This is a genomic window from Serratia sp. CoH_122_TC_1, assembly GCF_058191755.1.
In genome coordinates, this window is the sequence record NZ_JBXWLA010000026.1 from 33,343 (window position 1) to 48,961 (window position 15,619).

A 15,619-nucleotide genomic window follows, 5' to 3' on the forward strand; every position below is an offset into this window, starting at 1 on the left:
CACGACCCAATAAGTTTCACTGGTTAAACTTATTGGGCGGCCAAAAAGATTTATATTACCCGACCCGCATTGCTGTTGTTCCCTTCTTGACAATATTATTCCCGGTGCTAATAGTTAACGCATATCTTAAATAATAAACGAAGTTTAATATATGAAACTTGTTCCAGGGGATTACGATAACAGCGCTTCGGTGGACAATGAAGATGAGATCCTGACGTCGTTTCAAACACGAAGTCAGGAAGTTTATCGCCAAGTACGTAGTGAGCGTAATATTGCCTACGGCAATTCTCCACGGGACGTTTTCGATTGGTTATATTCCGACAAGGCGCATAAAGGCACATTAATATTTATTCATGGCGGCTATTGGCAATTTTGTAATAAAGATGATTTTGCTTTTATTGCCGACATGCCCCTGTCGTTGGGTTTTGATGTTGTGCTGCTGGAATATACACTGGCACCTTACGCCACGTTAGACGATATTTGCCGGCAAACGGGGGCCGCACTGAGTGCCGTTCAACAACGGCTGGGGCAGGATAATTCAGCGCCGGTTTATCTGTGTGGGCATTCTGCGGGCGGGCATCTGGCAAGCTTTTGGCAGCATCATGAGGTCGTCGATGTGGTGTTGCCCATCAGCGGTATTTTCGAACTGGCGCCTTTGTTAAACACTTATGTTAACCGGCAATTACAGCTGACCCCACAGCAAATTGCCCGGCTGAGCCCGGCGCGTCATATTCCTGAATGTATAAAGCCCATGACGTTATTTTATGGCGACGCAGAGTTGCCGGAACTGATTGGCCAGTCGCAGCACTATTACACGGCACTGCATGAAAAACACCTGCCCGTCAGCCTGGTTCCGGTTGCCGGTGCGAACCATTACAACGTGCTGGATTCGTTGTTCGCCAGGGATGGGGCACTGATCCGCCAGTTAATCACCACGGGGAAATAAACCATGCGCACTATCATCGACACGGGCCTGCCGGAGATTGGCCAACCTTTTTCCTGGGCGACCAAAGGTGGCGGCATGTTGTTCACCGCCCATGGCCCGGTGAGGTCCGACGGCACGATAGAAACAGGCGCGCCGGAAAAACAGATTACCCTGACATTCGATAATCTTGCACAGACGCTGAAGGCGGCAAATAGCCACAGCGACAATGTCTTGCAGGTTATTGTTTATCTCACCGATGTGAATGACGTTAAATTACTCGATGAAATCTATAAGAACTATTTTAATTACCCTTATCCCAATCGCTCAACGGTGATTGTAGATAAATTGGTGGTACCAGGAATGAAAATAGAAATAACGGTGAGTGCCGTCGACGAATAACCTATCGCAATAACATTTGACGGTGCTGTTCAGTGAGTCGCACCGTTAAATGCATGAGATATATTCTTGAGTAAGTTCACCTGAGAATTCATTAAATAATGAGTTAAGGAATCGCTATGTTTAATCACATTGGCCGCTCTGCGCCCGATCCTATTATGTCGTTGATGGAAGCTTATTTGCAGGACGAAAATACACAGAAAGTGAATTTGGGTATTGGCCTTTATTACGATCGGCAGGGCAAAATCCCGCTGATGCAGGCGGTTGAGGCGGCCGAACGGCGCTTACTCGACCAGCACCGCTCACACGGTTATCCGCCGATCGAAGGCTCGGCGCTGTTTGCCCAGCAGGTTCAGGCATTGTTATTTGGTGAGCAGGCATCATCGTCAATCACCACGGTGCAGAGTGTTGGCGGTTCTGGCGCTCTGAAGCTGGCGGCAGATTTTATTCATCACTACCTGTCCCGCCACGATATTTGGGTGTCTGATCCAACCTGGGCGAACCATTGGGCTATTTTTGAAGGCGCTGGGCTGAAGGTACATACCTATCCGTACTTTGATGAGGTGAACGGCGGTCTGCGCTTTGACGCCATGCTGGACACGCTCAATAGCCTGCCAGAAGGCAGCGTGGTGCTTTTACACCCGTGTTGTCATAACCCAACCGGTACCGATCTTAGCCAGGCGCAGTGGCGTGCCACCCTTGAGGTGTTACAGCGTCGTCGCCTGTTGCCGTTTTTTGATATTGCCTATCAGGGCTTTGGTGACGGCCTGGAAGAAGACTGTTTTGCCTTGCGCGAAGCACTGAAAACCGATCTGGCATTCTTGGTTGCCAACTCGTTTTCAAAGAATGTCGCGTTATATGGCCAGCGACTGGGTGGGCTTTCAGTTCGTTGTGCCAGCCCAGAGAGTGCGGCGAACGTTAAAGGCGCGCTGAAAACGCTGATCCGCCGCAGTTACTCGTGTCCCCCGATTCACGGTAGCCAGATTGTGGAAACGCTGCTGGCGGACGAAACCTTGCGGCAACAGTGGGAAGACGAACTGGCCGGCATGCGGCAGCGTATCAAACAGATGCGGCAAATCCTGTCTACGGGGCTGGAACAGGGCGGTTCGCAGTTGGACTACCGCCGTATCCGCGATCAGAAAGGCATGTTCAGCTACACCGGCCTGAACCAAGCGCAACTTGAGCGGTTACGGCAACACTATGCCATTTATCTGGTGGCGCCTGGTCGTATGTGCCTGCCTGGTTTAAATCAAAATAATGTCGACTACGTTACTGCCGCCATTCTGGATGTCACCCGTACTGCGTGAATAAGGTAGGACACTGCTATGAAACAGATGAAAGGTTTTGACGAAATAGCTCGGCGGCAGGGCGGTTTGCAGAAACAGCTCACCGCTGGGCAGATGTCGATGCTGGCGATAGGTGGCGCGATCGGTACCGGGCTGTTTCTCGGCAGTGCCTATGCCATCCAGATGGCGGGTCCCAGCGTATTGTTGAGCTATTTTATTGGCGGCGTTGTTGCGCTGCTGCTGATGGGGTGTTTGGCGGAAATGACCTCCGAACACCCGACACCGGGTTCATTCGGTGACTACGCCGAGTTTTACATCAGCCCACTGTTTGGTTTTCTGGTGCGATATTCCTATTGGTCCTGCGTGGTGCTGGCGGTGGGGACGGAGGTCACCGCCATTGGCATGTATATGCAGTTCTGGTTCCCGACCACGCCAATCTGGCCTTGGGTGCTGTTGTTCTCAGCGGCGGTCATCGTCATTAACATTATTGGCGTCAAGTCATTCGGCCAGGTCGAGTATGCGCTGTCGACCATTAAGGTGGTCGCTATCGCGGCGTTTATCGCTATTGGTATCGGTATTTTGGTGTTCTCCGGCAACCCGTCTTTTGGCATCCAAAACTTTACCGCAAACGGCGGCTTCTTCCCGTTTGGCGTCAAGGGAATGTGGTTTGCGGTGATCGTGTCCATTTTCAGCTATCTGAGCATTGAGATGATCGCGGTGGCTGCCGGCGAAGCCAAAAACCCGGTGATCGCGGTGAAAACGGCGTTCAAAGGCACGATTTTGCGGCTGTTTATTTTTTATATGCTGTCGATTGCGCTGATGCTGGCAATTGTTCCCTGGCGGCAATCCGGTACCGGCGAAAGCCCGTTTCTGGTGGCGATGAACGTGATCCACTTGCCAGCCGCCGCCGGCATCTTCAATTTTATCGTGCTGGTGGCCGCGCTCTCGGCGATGAACAGCCAGCTGTATATCACCACGCGCATGATGTTCTCGTTGTCACGCGCCGGGCAAGCACCGGCCGCGCTCGGGCGAGTCAGTCAACGCGGTATACCGGTAAGCGCACTGGCGATGTCCTGTATCGGCATTGTGGTGTCGATCGTGCTGAGCCTGGTGTATCCGCAAAAATCGTTCGCCGCCATGATGTCCATTTCGGTATACGGTGCCTGCTTTACCTGGTTGATGATTTTCGTCACCCACCTGTTTTTCCGTCGTCAGCATCGCCACACTCACCTGAAATTCCGCATGTGGGGTTTTCCATACACCACGCTGGCCGGGGCAGGACTGATGACCGCGCTGTTGATTTCGACGGCATTCACCGAGTTTTTCAAGATGACCCTGTGGTTTGGCATCCCGTTTACCCTGCTGCTGGTGGCAGTCTATTACTTCTATAGTCGTCATCAGCCGGTGCCCGCTGCGATGGAAACACCGAGTGTGGAATAAACTGGCTCAGTAAAAAATGTGATTATGTGGCTCTGTAAATAAACCACTTTAACCGGAGAATAAAGGGTCTTTCGGGATTGTGGAGTCGTATTGCAATGCGCAGTGAAACAGAAAGAAATGGCGTTATCGTCCGGGTTAGCGATGCGGAGGCACGCCGCTCGGCCCAGGGGTGGACCAGCGGCTTTTTGGGGATGTTGATTTTTAGCGGTTCTTTGCCCGCGACGCGACTGGCGGTGCTGGAGTTTGATCCGCTGTTCCTGACCGCGATGCGGGCGGTGCTTGCCGCTTTGCTGGCCATCGCTGCACTGGGCGTTATGCGCCAACGCCGGCCGCAGCGTCATGACATCATGCCGCTGGTGATGGTGGCGGTTGGGGTGGTCATTGGCTTTCCTTTGCTCACGGCGTTAGCTTTACAGCACACCACGTCGGCTCATGCGCTGGTGTACATCGGGCTGCTGCCGCTGGCAACCGCGTGTTTCGGCGTGCTGCGGGGTGGGGAACGACCGAAGGCCGCGTTCTGGCTGTTTTCGATGTTGGGCGGCATGTTAGTTGCCGCTTTCGCGCTGAGCCAGGGGAGCGGCGGTTCCTGGATCGGTGATGTGTTTATGGTGGCTGCGGTTCTGCTCTGCGGGCTGGGTTATGCAGAAGGCGCGGTACTGACGCGCAAACTCGGTGGGTGGCAGGTGATCTCCTGGGCGCTGGTGGTGGCGTTACCGCTAACGGCAACGGTTGCCATGGGGTCTGCCCCTACGGTATGGCCGCAGGTCAGTCTTGGTGCCTGGCTTTCTCTGGGCTACATTTCGTTGTTCAGCATGTGGATAGGTTTTATTTTTTGGTATCGTGGTTTGGCGCTGGGCGGCATAGCCGCCGTTGGGCAACTGCAACTGCTGCAACCGTTTTTCGGCCTGGCGCTTGCCGGACTGATACTGCATGAAACTGTCCAGCCATCCATGATTGCGGTAATGGTTGGGGTGTTGGTTTGCGTGTACGGCGCGAAGCGTTTCTCGCGATAATCTGCGAGGGCAGGTTTCGGCTTACCCTGGGTGGGCTAACGACACCAGTACCTGATTGAGCGTTTGGGCGGCACGGTGGATCTGTGCTTCATCGTAGCCGCCCAACCCGAGTATTAACCCGCTTTTCCCGCTGCCGCTGGCATACATGGGTGAGAGTGCGCTTACGGCCACACCTGCTTCGGCTGCCTGGCGCACAACCTGCAGATCGTCCAACCCGGCCTTTAACCATAGTAGCATATGCATGCCTTGATCGCTGGGGTGCAAGGCCGCCAGTTCGGGAGAAATATGGGCGTTAATGGCGCCGGTGAGCACACGCCGTTTTTCCGCATACACGCCCCGCATCCTGCGTATATGGCGATCCAGATGCCCCTGCGCCATAAAACTGGCCAGCACGTGTTGGTCGGCGCTGGGCGGGTGGCGATCCATCAACACGCGGGCACCACAGAAGGCATCGACTAACGGTGTGGGCACGATGGCATAACCCAGCCGCAACGACGGAAACAGGATCTTGCTGAAGGTCCCCAGGTAGATCACTCTGGATGGATCCACCCCCTGTAATGAAGGGAACGGATGACCGGAATAGCGCATTTCGCTGTCGTAGTCATCTTCAACAATCCAGGCGCGGCTTTCCTTGGCCCATGCCAACAGCTCGAGTCGGCGGGTCATACTCATCGGCATGCATAACGGGTATTGATGAGAGGGGGTGACAAAGGCGGCTCTGGCCCGTGGCGCGATCTTTTTACCCGCCGCGATGTCTATGCCTTCCTCATCTACCGGGACCCTGGCCATGATTCGATCCCTGAATACGCTGTTAAAGATGGCGGTAATACCGTGATAGGCGGGGTTTTCCACCCAGGCCGTGTCACCGGCATCCAGCAAAATTTGCGTGGCGAGATAGAGACCCTGTTGAGTACCGGCGGTGATAATGACCTGTTCGGGTGTACAGAGCACCGAGCGGGATTTACGGACGTATTCACAGACGGCCTTGCGCAATGCCAATGCGCCGAGCGGTTCGCCATAACCGGCGGGGGCACCGGGTCCCCGTGCGCGAATTCGGTTACCGAGCCGGCGCCAGACATCGTCGGGCGCGGTATCGTTGATTGGTACGGACACGGTGAAGGGCACTGGCGGCAGCGGCCGCAACTGTGCTGCAAAGCTTGCCAGCGCCTGTGCCTGACTGGAAAGCGGCATGTCGCAGGCTTCGGAATGCGGAGCGGGAGCAGGGGGCTGGCGTGTGAGTGACAGGGCTACGCGGGTACCCGAACCGGGTTGCGCCTCCAGGAAGCCCTCTGCGGTCAGTTGTTCGAAGGCCGCCAGTACGGTGCCTCTGGCAAGCTGTAATGCGCTTGCCAGCACGCGGGTGGAGGGCAAGAGATCGCCCGCTTTCAGTTCGCCCTTATTGATGGCAGTCCGTAACGCTCGGGCAAGCTGCAGGCTGAGTTGCCCTGCGTGGCGGTCAAGCTCGCCGATCGCAGGAACGTCAACCGTTTTGGCCGTTCTGGGCATCTATTCCGGTCCAGGTAAATGGGGTAAGTAAGAGCATTACTTTAAACCACTTTGTCCCTCAATAGCCTGTTGGGGCAGCAATTAAAGCTGACTTTTCGGAATCAGGTGGTCGCCAAAGCACAGGCGCTGTCGGTCAGGTTCAATGGCGGTTAGCGGCGCGACCTCATGCAGTGAAGACTTACAGCGCGATACCAGATCGTGGTATTCGCGTGTGCCAGCCACTTTCCACGCCAGCTCCTGTTCGGTTAAATCGCGCAAGACTCGCGCCGGGCTGCCGACCACCAATTTATTGGCGTCGATCACTGCGGCCGCCTTGACGAATGCCATCGCCCCCACGATGGTATTCTCACCGATCTCTGCGCCATCCATGATCACGGCGTTCATGCCGACCATGGCGTTGCGCCGGATGCGGCAGCCGTGCAGGATCGCGCCATGGCCAATATGACCATCTTGCTCCACAACGGTGTCTTGCTGCGGGAAACCGTGCATGACGCAGTTGTCTTGAATATTGGCACCGTCGCAGATAACCAATCGGCCAAAGTCACCGCGCAGGCTGGCGTTTGGGCCGATATAAACGTGTTTGCCGACGATCACATCGCCAATCAACACCGCCGTCGGGTGTACATAGCTGCTGGGGTCTACGACTGGGGTTAGGCCGTCAATCTGATACACGGGCATAGCTAATGCTCCCTATAGTGAAGGATCTCGCGGCAGGCCGCCAAAGCGTCGGTAATAGCCTGCTGCCGGGGCGGGCAGGGCACCGATAGTGGTTTCTGCCAGCGTGCTGACATACTCGGTAGCGGCACGATCCACGCGTTGATAAATATTGATGCACAGATTACGGGCGATTTGCCCCTCCCACTGCGTGGGCAGCAAGGCATCCGGCAGTAAAGGATCTTTTAGCACCACGCGCCGGAAGAAGTGGATCAATAATAGCTTAATCTGGAAACAGCGCTGGGGTGTCAGCAGCACGTCATCGGTTTCGCGCAGCAGCGCCATAAGCGGGCGGAAAGAAACGATAAATTCGTGATAATCGGCAGCAACATCCGCCAGCGCCCAGCAGCTCGCCACGATCTGTTGCAAGGTTTGTTCTGAGCGATTATAGGGATAGTCTGCACGGAAATAGATCACCTGTTCGCTGGCGTTAAGTTCGCCGAGCAGCGCCGTCACGTCGGTTTGCACGTGCGTCGGGGCGGCCATCAGGTTATTGGCTATTTGACCGAACCCCAACCAGCCCAGCTCTTTTTTTAGCCGTGCGCGATCGTTCTTTTCTGCCCCTTCCAGCAACAGCAAATCCCATTTGCCATCCCAGGCGGGTGGTTCGCTGAGATAGATTTTCGACTCGGCGTGGCGGAATTGGCGCATGCCCTGTTCGGTCACCCGATAAAAGCTGCGGCGGCCGATTTTTTCGACGTCCAGCCAGCCCTCTTTTTGCAGGCGAAATACCGAAGTGCGCACAAAGCGATCGCCGAAGCCCAACGCTTCCAGCAACGCGCTCAGGCTACCGAGCCACACCTCGCCACCGCGATGGCTGAGCGCATCGCCGTATAAGGAGATAATCAGTGAGGTGCCGCTGATCGGCTGAGCGTCTATGGCATGGCGGATAAACTCATCCAGTTTATGTTCCATATTTTTCCATGGGTTAGCCGTCGATGAAGCATAACATTACCACAATTCATTAAGGCGTCATCCGTGACGCCCGTTGAATCAGCGCGGTCTTAAGTCAACCACGCGCTGGGCCTTGCCTTCCGAACGCGGAATGTCGCCACAGTTGGCGATGCTGACGTCGGTGCTGACGCCGATAATCGACTTGATATGGTGGCGTAACTGGTGACAGATCTCACAGCGTTGCTGGTGGCTGAGGCTGAGCGCCGCTTCTTTCAATTCAACGCGCACCGCCAGCGTATCCAGGTGCCCGCTGCGGCTGACTTGCAGTTGATAATGCGGTGACAGCTGTTCGAACTGCATAATTTGTTCTTCAACCTGCGACGGGAAGACATTGACGCCGCGGATGATCAGCATGTCGTCGGAGCGACCGGTAATTTTCCCCATTCGGCGCATTTGGCGTGCGTCGCCCGGCAGCAGGCGGGTGAGATCGCGGGTGCGATAGCGAATCACCGGCAGCGCCTCTTTGGTCAGGGTGGTGAACACCAGTTCACCGTGCTGTCCGTCTGGCAGGGCGATGCCGGTCTCCGGGCAGATGATCTCCGGCAGGAAGTGGTCTTCCCAGATCGTTGGGCCACCGCCGCTTTCTGCGCACTCCATGGCGACCCCAGGGCCCATCACTTCGGACAAACCATAAATATCCAGTGCCTTGATGCCCATGCGGCTTTCGATCTCGTGCCGCAGCGCTTCGGTCCAGGGTTCGGCACCGAAGACCCCAAGACGCAGTGAACAGCCGCGAGCGTCGCCACCCATTTTGCGCTCCAGCTCGTCGATCAATGTCAAACAGTAGGAAGGCGTCACCATGATCACGTCGGGTTTGAAATCCAGGATTAACTGGGCCTGTCGTTCCGTTTGCCCACCGGACATCGGGATCACCGTTGCCCCAAGCCGCTCCGCACCGTAATGCGCCCCCAGTCCGCCGGTAAACAACCCATAGCCGTAGGCCACATGCACCTTGTCTTTGGCGGTGGCACCGGCGGCTCGTAGGCTGCGCGCAACAATATCCGCCCAATTATCGATGTCCCGCTGGGTGTAGCCGACGACGGTTGGCCGCCCCGTGGTCCCTGACGAGGCATGAATACGGACCACTTGCTCCATCGGCACGGCGAAGGTGTCGAAGGGATAGTTGTCACGCAGGTCTTGCTTGGTGGTGTAGGGGAAGCGGGTCAGGTCGCTCAGCTGTTTGAGATCGTCGGGGTGGACACCCGCCTGATCGAACTTGCGTTTATACATCGGCACATTGTTGTAAGCGTGGTGAAGCGTCCATTTCAGACGTTCCAATTGCAACGCTTCAATCTCATCGCGCGAGGCGAACTCAATGGCATCGAGTGGCTGTGGATTAGTTGTCATAGTTAGCCTCGGGGATCAAACTCGCTCAATAATCATGGCGATGCCTTGGCCGACGCCGATGCACATGGTGCACAGTGCGTAGCGACCGGAACGCCGTTCCAGTTCAAACAGGGCGGCCAGCGCCAAACGCGCACCGCTCATACCCAGCGGGTGGCCCAGGGCGATCGCACCGCCGTTGGGGTTTACCTGTGGTGCGTCGTCAGGCAGGCCAAGCTGGCGCAGCACGGCCAGCGCCTGGGCGGCAAACGCCTCATTGAGTTCAATCACGTCCATTTGCGCCAGACTCAGTCCGGCTATCTCCAGCACCTTGCGGGTCGCGGGCAGCGGTCCCATGCCCATCAGACTGGGTTCGACACCGCAGGTGGCGGTGGCGACGATACGCGCCCGCGGCGTTAAACCCTGGCTTAGGGCCATTTTCTCAGAGGAGACGATCAGCGCAGCTGCCCCGTCATTCAAGCCGGATGCGTTGCCAGCGGTTACCGTGCCGGGTTGGCGGAACGGGGTTTTCAGCGCCTGCAATTGTGCCAACTGAGTGTCTGCGCGTGGATGTTCGTCCCGGCTGAACAGCGTGACGACGCCTTTTTTGCCGCTGAGGCTGACCGGCTCAATTTCCTGCGCCAGCCATCCGCGCTCTTGTGCCTGAGCAGTGCGTTGCTGGCTACGCAGCGCGAAAGCATCTTGATCGGCACGGCTGATGTTGAACTGTGCCGCCACGTTTTCGGCTGTTTCTGGCATCGAGTCGGTGCCGAACTGTGCCTGCATCAGCGGATTAATAAAACGCCAGCCCAGGGTGGTGTCATACAGTTGTGCCTGGCGGCTGAAGGCACTGTCGGCCTTGCCCATCACCAGCGGTGCCCGTGTCATCGATTCCGCACCGCCAGCCAATACCAGCTCAGCGTCACCGGCTTTGATGCTGCGCGCCGCCATTGCCAGGGCGTCCAACCCTGAGCCACACAAACGGTTGACGGTGGTACCGGACACATTGACCGGCAGACCGGCCAGTAGCGCCGCCATGCGTGCCAAATTGCGGTTATCTTCCCCGGCCTGATTGGCACAACCCAGGATCACGTCATCAACCAACGACCAGTCCACCTGGGGATGGCGGGCCAGCAGAGTACGCAACGGCAGCGCGGCTAAATCATCAGCACGCACGTTGGCGAGTGCACCACCGTAACGGCCTATTGGCGTGCGGACGCCGTCGCAGATAAACGCCTGTTTCATGGTTGTTCCCCTAAAATGTGGTGGCCCAGGCGATGTGCACGGCCGCGGAACCAGGCGACGGTTTTGCCCAGTTGGTTGACGATTTCCACGTCATATAACCCCGTTGTTTTGCCCTGATGGCGTACTTCGGCGCTGGCGGTCAGGCGATCGCCTGCCAGCGCAGGGCGGATGAAATCGATGCTGCAGCCGGATGCGACAGCGGCTAACCCTTGGCTGTTGCAGGCGTAAGCGAAGGCGGTATCCGCCAGGCTAAACAGTTGACCGCCATGGCACGTCTGGTGCCCATTGAGCATCTGCGGGCCGACGGTCATGCTGACACGGGCGAAACCGGCGTCTACGGCATCCACACGCATGCCCATTGCCTGCGCGCAGGTATCTTGTTGAAACATCTGTTCGGCGCAGCGTTGCGCCAGCGCATGGGGCGTATTGGCGTTCATCATTGGGCTCCTGAAGAGAGGGATGCGTAGTGGCGCAGCAGCGGCATGGGACGGTAGCGAGGTTCACCGTAATAGTGTTGCAGGTTTTCCAGCGTGGTCAGGATCTGTTGCCAACCCAGAGCGGCTGCCCATTCCAGCGGGCCACGAGGGTAATTGACCCCGCAGCACATGGCGCGATCGGTATCGGCAGCACTGGCAACGCCCTTGTTCACCACGTCGAGTGCTTCATTCGCCAGCATGGCGAGGGTGCGCATGACCAACAGGCCGGGATAGTCCGGTAACTGAATCACTTTTTTGCCAAGGGATTGCAGCAGGCGCACTACCGTGGCGTTGTGCCGGGCGTCGTTTTGCGCCGCGCAGCTTATGGCGACGGTGGACGCCTGCGAATAGTGGGCGGACAGATCAAACAGCACCACGGGGGTCCCGGTTTCCTCGGCGATTTGGCTAGCTGTTTTACCATTTGTTAACATAAATGTAACTTCATCTATCCGGGCAAATGCGCTGGTCTGGCCAGGTTGTTTGATCGTGACCGCATTTTCCGTCAGCAAAGTGGCCAACAGAGTCATGCCCGCAGGATCGCCGTGCAGCGTGATACTGCGTGGTAACGCGGCGGGCGAGGCGGGTAAGCAGGTGGCAGCCGGTTGAGGATGATCGCCATAACGGTAAAACCCCTGGCCGCTTTTCCGCCCCAGACGGCCGGCGGCGACCAGTTCTTGCTGTACCAGAGAGGGTGTAAAACGGGGATCCTGGAAGAAGGCGTGAAATACGGACTCGGTCACGGCGTAGTTGACGTCCTGACCAATCATATCGGTCAATTGCAGTGGCCCCATGGCGAAGCCACCCGCGTCACGCATCACGGCATCGAGCGTCGTGGCATCGGCGACCTGTTCTTCCAACGCGCGGAGGGTTTCGGCATAAAAAGGCCGTGCTACGCGGTTCACAATAAAACCGGGTGTGGAACGGCACAGGACGCTTTGTTTACCCCATTGTTGGGTGAGCGCTTGCAGCGTCGCCACGGTTTCGGCGCTGGTGTCCAGGCCGCTGACGATCTCGACCAGCTTCATCAGCGGTGCTGGGTTGAAGAAGTGCAAACCAGCCAGGCGTTGTGGGTGCTGTAAGGCTCCCGCAATGGCGGTGATGGACAATGATGATGTGTTGCTGGCAAACAGAGTGTCAGGGGAGCACAGGGCCTCCAGCTCGCGGAACAGGCTCTGTTTGATCGGCAGTTTTTCTGCTACCGCTTCAATCACCAGTTCGCTGTCGGCCAGTTGACTCAATGCATCTACCGGATGAATGCGTGCCAGCAACGCTTCGGTGCTGGCAGCGTCGGCCTTACCAGACGCAACCCGTAGACGCAGCCGCTGCCCGAGCGCGTCGAGTGCCCGTTGGGCAGCGGTGGCGGCGATATCAAATAGCAGTACCTGATGCCCGGCGCGAGCCGCCACGTGGGCGATACCTATCCCCATGGTTCCGGCACCGATCACCGCGACCCTTGCGTTGACGTTCGGCAGGTTCATGATCATTTCCCGCTGAAAGAAGGAGGGCGTTTGGCGAAGAAGGCACTGACCCCTTCACGGTAGTCGTCGCTGCGGCCGCCGAGGCGCTGTAGATCGCGCTCCAAATCAAGCTGCTGATCGAGGGTGTTGTTCGCCGAACTGTAGAGGGCTTTTTTAATCAGCCCCAGCCCATAGGTTGGTTGAGTGGCCAGGTGCTGTGCCAATGTTTGGCTGGTTGACGCCAATTCATCCGCAGCCACAACTTGCCAGATCATGCCCCAGGCCAGCGCCTGTTGTGCGCTGATTTTGTCACCCAGCATGGCCATGCCCATGGCGCGGGCGTGGCCTGCCAAGCGTGGCAGGAACCAGCTGCCGCCGGAATCCGGTACCAGGCCCAAACGACAGAAGGACTGAATAAAGTTGGCGTTATCGGCGGCAATCACGATATCGCAGGCGAGCGCCAGAGCAGCACCAGCGCCTGCCGCTACGCCATTGACGGCGCATACCACCGGTTTTGGCAAGGCGGTCAGGCGGCGGATCAGCGGGTTATAGAAACGTTCCACTGACAGACCGAGGTCGGGTGCCTGTTGCTCAACGCTGACATTGCGATCATTGAGATCTTGTCCGGCGCAAAAACCACGCCCGGCTCCGGTGATCAGCAGGCAGCGTACCTTGTCGTCCCTTTCAGCGAGAGTGAGCGCTTCACTTAACTGGCGGTGCATCTCATCGTTAAAGCTGTTGAGCCGGTCCGGACGGTTGAGGGTCAGGGTCAGCACCCCGGCTTCGAGGTGGGTGAGAATCAATGCATTATCCATAAATCAGCGCCCCTGATAGTTTGGCGTACGTTTTTCGAAGAAGGCGGCGATGCCTTCACGGCGATCGTCGGTGGCCGCCAGAGTGACGAATTGCTGACGTTCAATGGCCAGCCCCTGGCTAAGGCCGGTTTCTTCAGCCTGTTTCAGAGCCTGTTTGGCGGCACGGAGTGCCAGCGGTGCTTGTAGGCTGATGCGTTCAGCTATCTGCTGTGTGCGTTCCAGCGTGAGTGCATCTACGCATACCTCACTGACCAATCCGGCTTGCAATGCACTTGCGGCGGTAATGGCTTCTCCTGTCAGCACCATTTGGCTGGCTCGAGACTTACCGACGCAGCGGATTAATCGCTGTGTGCCACCGGCACCCGGCATCAAGCCGAGGGTAATTTCCGGTAGGCCAAAGCGGGCGCTTTCACCGCAGATAACGATGTCGCAGGCCAGGGCCAGTTCGCAGCCTGCACCCAGCGCATAACCGTTCACTGCCGCTAGCAGGGGTTTGCTAAATTGTGCCAGCCGTTGCCACAGCAACGGGCGACGATCTGTCAGCGCTGCGGGCAGATCTTGTTGCTGCAGCTCATGCAGATCGGCACCGGCTGCAAAGAAACGGGCGGCACCGGTAATGACCACGGCGCCAACGCCGGTGTCGGCGTCGGCGTGTTCCAGCAAATAAACCAGCTGTTCCAGGCACGGGGTGTTCAGGGCGTTGCGGGCCTCTGGGCGGTGGAGCGTCAGTGTCACCACGCGCTGGTGTTGCTGTCGCAGGATCAAAGGGGTTTCCATTGGTGGCTCCTATACGTCAAAGTCCAAGACCACACCGTCGCCGCGAGGCCACGACTGGCAGCTCAATACGTAACCTGCCGCCAACTGATCCGGCTCCAGGCTGTAGTTGACGGCCATATCCACCTGGCCGGCCTTTAAACGGCATTTGCAGGTGGCGCATACCCCACCTTTGCACGCATAGGGCAAATCGGCGCCTTGACGCAGCGCTGCATCAAGAATGCTGTCGTCCTGTGCGCCAACCTCGATATTCACGCGACGACCATCAAGCAAGATTTCCACCTGGGTGGCGTTACGATTGCCATCATTGACCGGCCGAGCGGCAATGCCGCTGGTGTTAAAACGTTCACTATGAATGTGCCCAGTGGGCACGCCGGCCTGTTCCAGCACGCTTTGGGCATCGTCCATCATGGCTTCAGGCCCGCAGATAAAGGCGTGGTCATAGTCAGGGTAATCCAGCAGGGTCTTGCCGATAGCCAGCAGGTGCTCGCGGTCAATACGACCACTCAGCAAAGGGCTGTCCAGGTTTTCCTGGCTGAACATATAGAGTGGCTGAAAGCGCTGCGGGTAGCGGTTTTTCAGATCGGACAGTGCTTCTTTGAACATCATCGAACGGCTGCTGCGATTGCCGTAAATTAACGTGAAGCTGCTGCGTGGTTCGAGTTGTAGCGTGGCTTTGATGATCGACAGCATTGGCGTAATACCGGAACCGGCGGCAATGGCCAGATAGTTACCGCTATTTTCTGCCTGTGGCTGATAGCCGAAACGCCCTTGTGGCACCATGACCTCCAGCGCGTCACCGACCTTCAGCATGCGGTTAACGAACGAGGAGAATCGCCCCTGGTGAATGGCTTTAACGCCAATCTGCAACAGCCCCTCCTGCGGCGAACTGCATATGGAATAGCAGCGACGTAACTCTTCACCGTCAATCTGCGCCTTGAGCGTCAGATGTTGACCCGGCGTGTAGCGATAGTGACCTTTGAGTTCTTCGGGCACCCGCAGTGTGATGGCTACGGCGTCCGGCGTTTCGCGCTCGATGGCGGCGACGTTCAGGCGATGGAAGACCGTCATGGCGTTTCCTAAATACATTTGAAGTAATCGAAGGGTTCACGGCAATCGCAGCAGCGGTACAACGCCTTGCAAGCAGTGGAACCAAATTCGCTGATTTTCTCGCTGTGAGTGCTGCCACAACGCGGGCAAGGTACCGGGCCGTGCAACTGCGGTTTGTCACAGGTTTGCCCCTGTGGCGGCGCAACGCCATATTCGCGCAGCCGTGCGCGTGCAGCGGCGTTCAT

16 protein-coding genes are annotated in these 15,619 nt (G+C 57.2%); 5 read left to right on the forward strand and 11 right to left on the reverse strand.

The genetic code is table 11. The features are described 5' to 3' along the window. Positions 1-151 precede the first annotated feature (151 nt). The 5 genes from AC2FC2_RS24980 to AC2FC2_RS25000 all read left to right on the forward strand — a co-directional run bounded on the left by AC2FC2_RS24980 (position 152) and on the right by AC2FC2_RS25000 (position 5,060). A complete protein-coding gene (locus AC2FC2_RS24980; RefSeq protein WP_490309013.1) occupies positions 152-946 on the forward strand; it encodes an alpha/beta hydrolase in 795 nt (264 codons plus the stop codon). Between the two features lie 3 nt (positions 947-949). Further along, positions 950-1,324 (forward strand): RidA family protein, encoded by a 375-nt coding sequence (locus tag AC2FC2_RS24985; protein WP_209635740.1) that lies wholly within the window; start codon positions 950-952, stop codon positions 1,322-1,324. Positions 1,325-1,440: 116 nt separating this feature from the next. Beyond that, positions 1,441-2,628, forward strand: a complete 1,188-nt coding sequence (locus tag AC2FC2_RS24990) for an amino acid aminotransferase (RefSeq protein WP_490660075.1) — start codon at positions 1,441-1,443, stop codon at positions 2,626-2,628. An 18-nt stretch (positions 2,629-2,646) separates the two neighbouring features. Beyond that, entirely contained in the window at positions 2,647-4,047 is a 1,401-nt protein-coding gene (locus AC2FC2_RS24995) for an amino acid permease (protein WP_209635736.1), read from the forward strand. 95 nt (positions 4,048-4,142) lie between these two features. Continuing rightward, positions 4,143-5,060 (forward strand): DMT family transporter, encoded by a 918-nt coding sequence (locus tag AC2FC2_RS25000; RefSeq protein WP_490309017.1) that lies wholly within the window; start codon positions 4,143-4,145, stop codon positions 5,058-5,060. A 21-nt stretch (positions 5,061-5,081) separates the two neighbouring features. Here AC2FC2_RS25000 and pdxR read toward each other — a convergent pair whose 3' ends face one another. The 11 genes from pdxR to AC2FC2_RS25055 form a co-directional block, all read right to left on the reverse strand. Then, positions 5,082-6,566, reverse strand: coding sequence for a MocR-like pyridoxine biosynthesis transcription factor PdxR (gene pdxR, locus AC2FC2_RS25005; protein ID WP_490660076.1), 1,485 nt, complete (start codon positions 6,564-6,566; stop codon positions 5,082-5,084). A gap of 81 nt (positions 6,567-6,647) precedes the next feature. Beyond that, positions 6,648-7,244, reverse strand: coding sequence for a phenylacetic acid degradation protein PaaY (paaY, locus tag AC2FC2_RS25010; protein ID WP_265554022.1), 597 nt, complete (start codon positions 7,242-7,244; stop codon positions 6,648-6,650). Positions 7,245-7,256: 12 nt separating this feature from the next. Continuing rightward, entirely contained in the window at positions 7,257-8,195 is a 939-nt protein-coding gene (paaX, locus tag AC2FC2_RS25015) for a phenylacetic acid degradation operon negative regulatory protein PaaX (protein WP_209635727.1), read from the reverse strand. A gap of 78 nt (positions 8,196-8,273) precedes the next feature. After that, positions 8,274-9,581, reverse strand: coding sequence for a phenylacetate--CoA ligase PaaK (paaK, locus tag AC2FC2_RS25020; protein ID WP_037417225.1), 1,308 nt, complete (start codon positions 9,579-9,581; stop codon positions 8,274-8,276). A 15-nt stretch (positions 9,582-9,596) separates the two neighbouring features. Further along, positions 9,597-10,802, reverse strand: a complete 1,206-nt coding sequence (gene pcaF, locus AC2FC2_RS25025) for a 3-oxoadipyl-CoA thiolase (protein WP_490309019.1) — start codon at positions 10,800-10,802, stop codon at positions 9,597-9,599. Next, positions 10,799-11,239 (reverse strand): hydroxyphenylacetyl-CoA thioesterase PaaI, encoded by a 441-nt coding sequence (gene paaI / locus AC2FC2_RS25030; RefSeq protein WP_209636129.1) that lies wholly within the window; start codon positions 11,237-11,239, stop codon positions 10,799-10,801. The genes pcaF and paaI overlap by 4 nt, the downstream gene beginning before the upstream one ends. Then, positions 11,239-12,756 carry a 3-hydroxyacyl-CoA dehydrogenase gene (locus AC2FC2_RS25035; protein ID WP_490660077.1) on the reverse strand — a complete coding sequence of 506 codons (1,518 nt, stop codon included), beginning with the start codon at positions 12,754-12,756 and terminating at the stop codon, positions 11,239-11,241. Before AC2FC2_RS25035 ends, paaI begins: the two co-directional genes overlap by 1 nt. A gap of 2 nt (positions 12,757-12,758) precedes the next feature. Then, the gene (gene paaG, locus AC2FC2_RS25040; RefSeq protein ID WP_265554012.1) at positions 12,759-13,550 is read right to left on the reverse strand and encodes a 2-(1,2-epoxy-1,2-dihydrophenyl)acetyl-CoA isomerase PaaG; all 792 of its coding nucleotides are present in this window, start codon (positions 13,548-13,550) and stop codon (positions 12,759-12,761) included. Between the two features lie 3 nt (positions 13,551-13,553). Then, complete coding sequence (gene paaF, locus AC2FC2_RS25045) at positions 13,554-14,327, reverse strand: 2,3-dehydroadipyl-CoA hydratase PaaF (RefSeq protein WP_265554009.1); 774 nt, start codon at positions 14,325-14,327, stop codon at positions 13,554-13,556. A gap of 9 nt (positions 14,328-14,336) precedes the next feature. Further along, positions 14,337-15,395: a 1,2-phenylacetyl-CoA epoxidase subunit PaaE gene (gene paaE, locus AC2FC2_RS25050; protein ID WP_265554007.1), complete on the reverse strand. Its 1,059-nt coding sequence runs from the start codon at positions 15,393-15,395 to the stop codon at positions 14,337-14,339. Positions 15,396-15,403: 8 nt separating this feature from the next. Further along, a partial coding sequence (locus AC2FC2_RS25055) for a PaaD-like zinc ribbon domain-containing protein (RefSeq protein ID WP_490660078.1) occupies positions 15,404-15,619 on the reverse strand: 216 nt, incomplete at its 5' end.

What these genes read in the sequence shown, in the direction of transcription:
- AC2FC2_RS25035 (WP_490660077.1), bottom strand. Translation starts at nt 12,756, where the DNA reads ATGAACCTGCCGAACGTCAACGCAAGGGTCGCGGTGATCGGTGCCGGA.
- pdxR (WP_490660076.1), bottom strand. Translation starts at nt 6,566, where the DNA reads ATGCCCAGAACGGCCAAAACGGTTGACGTTCCTGCGATCGGCGAGCTT.
- paaK (WP_037417225.1), bottom strand. Translation starts at nt 9,581, where the DNA reads ATGACAACTAATCCACAGCCACTCGATGCCATTGAGTTCGCCTCGCGC.
- paaI (WP_209636129.1), bottom strand. Translation starts at nt 11,239, where the DNA reads ATGAACGCCAATACGCCCCATGCGCTGGCGCAACGCTGCGCCGAACAG.
- AC2FC2_RS25000 (WP_490309017.1), top strand. Translation starts at nt 4,143, where the DNA reads ATGCGCAGTGAAACAGAAAGAAATGGCGTTATCGTCCGGGTTAGCGAT.
- AC2FC2_RS24990 (WP_490660075.1), top strand. Translation starts at nt 1,441, where the DNA reads ATGTTTAATCACATTGGCCGCTCTGCGCCCGATCCTATTATGTCGTTG.
- paaE (WP_265554007.1), bottom strand. Translation starts at nt 15,395, where the DNA reads ATGACGGTCTTCCATCGCCTGAACGTCGCCGCCATCGAGCGCGAAACG.
- AC2FC2_RS24985 (WP_209635740.1), top strand. Translation starts at nt 950, where the DNA reads ATGCGCACTATCATCGACACGGGCCTGCCGGAGATTGGCCAACCTTTT.
- paaG (WP_265554012.1), bottom strand. Translation starts at nt 13,550, where the DNA reads ATGGATAATGCATTGATTCTCACCCACCTCGAAGCCGGGGTGCTGACC.
- paaF (WP_265554009.1), bottom strand. Translation starts at nt 14,327, where the DNA reads ATGGAAACCCCTTTGATCCTGCGACAGCAACACCAGCGCGTGGTGACA.
- AC2FC2_RS24995 (WP_209635736.1), top strand. Translation starts at nt 2,647, where the DNA reads ATGAAACAGATGAAAGGTTTTGACGAAATAGCTCGGCGGCAGGGCGGT.
- AC2FC2_RS24980 (WP_490309013.1), top strand. Translation starts at nt 152, where the DNA reads ATGAAACTTGTTCCAGGGGATTACGATAACAGCGCTTCGGTGGACAAT.
- pcaF (WP_490309019.1), bottom strand. Translation starts at nt 10,802, where the DNA reads ATGAAACAGGCGTTTATCTGCGACGGCGTCCGCACGCCAATAGGCCGT.
- paaY (WP_265554022.1), bottom strand. Translation starts at nt 7,244, where the DNA reads ATGCCCGTGTATCAGATTGACGGCCTAACCCCAGTCGTAGACCCCAGC.
- paaX (WP_209635727.1), bottom strand. Translation starts at nt 8,195, where the DNA reads ATGGAACATAAACTGGATGAGTTTATCCGCCATGCCATAGACGCTCAG.